Raw genomic sequence first — 1,045 nt, 5'->3', positions numbered from 1 at the left:
TCATATATTGACCACCAATAATATCGGCAAAATCTTCTAAAATACTGGGATGATTTTCGGCGATAAAGCTAGTTTTTTTGACAATTGTTTCTATTTGTCTAGTAAAATCTACATTTTTTTTGACTGGTAGCGCATAATCCTGAGAAACATTAAATAACAGTTCCCTAGGATTAAAATTGCTATTTTTACTAATTTCTTCCAGTAAACGATTACGAGCAAAATTTAACTCTTTGCGAAAAATTGCCGCTCCTGTCCTTTCTGCACTGGCAATAAATGGCCTGGGAAAAAACTGAGAGAAAATTATATCTTGGATGCTGTCGTAAATGATATCCTCAAGAAAATGCACTGGCAGATTTATTTTTTCTGTTTCTGTTAATAATGTGATGGATAAATAAGGCTCATTTTCAGGTTTGCTAATCGAGATAATTTCCCATGTTGCTGTACTAATTTTCTTTTCATACTTATTTTGAAATTGAATATTGTCAAAATTTAATTCTATCTGAAAATCAACATTTTTAAATCTCTCCTCGTTGGCCGCAAAAACTTCAGGTATTTGTTGAATATATCTTTGACAACCTGTAGTAAGAATAATCTCACACTGTTGAACATACTCCTGTAGATCGAGACTAATTACACCATCAGAAAGTAGTTGATCAACTTTTTCTTTGAGGCTAAATGTTGGTCCCTTTAATAGTTGTCGCCAAGTGTCTAAAAAACCGAATAAAGAATATGTAGCATAAGTTTTACCTGTGTTATTACCACCACAGATAATTGTGAGGTTGCCTAGACTTAATTCTGCCTGTTTTAAAATGCCAAGATTTTTAATTTTAACTTTCATGTTTGTCTTTAGGTTTAATATTCACGATGATAGATAATTGTGGGTAATTTGATCAAGTCCCAAACTATACATTCAACTTTGGTTAAGTAGGGAGGCAGAATTATTTGTAGGATGGGTTAGCGGTAGCGTAACCCATGCAGGCGTTGGGTTTCATGCTTCAACCCAACCTACGTTCATCTTATATTTAATTCCACCCACCCACTTATT

At 33.6% G+C, this 1,045-nt stretch carries 1 protein-coding gene; it reads right to left on the bottom strand.

From position 1 onward, the window contains the following. The coding region (locus PX636_RS10100) for an AAA family ATPase (protein ID WP_288117014.1) at window positions 1-838 on the bottom strand (838 nt) is incomplete at its 3' end. Window positions 839-1,045: the final 207 nt, after the last annotated feature.

Origin of the sequence: Microcystis sp. M53598_WE2 (genome assembly GCF_030067735.1) — a bacterium.
Classification (GTDB): domain Bacteria; phylum Cyanobacteriota; class Cyanobacteriia; order Cyanobacteriales; family Microcystaceae; genus Microcystis; species Microcystis aeruginosa.
The sequence above is the reverse complement of the archived record's forward strand: the minus strand, read 5'-3'. Positions and strand labels throughout refer to the sequence as shown.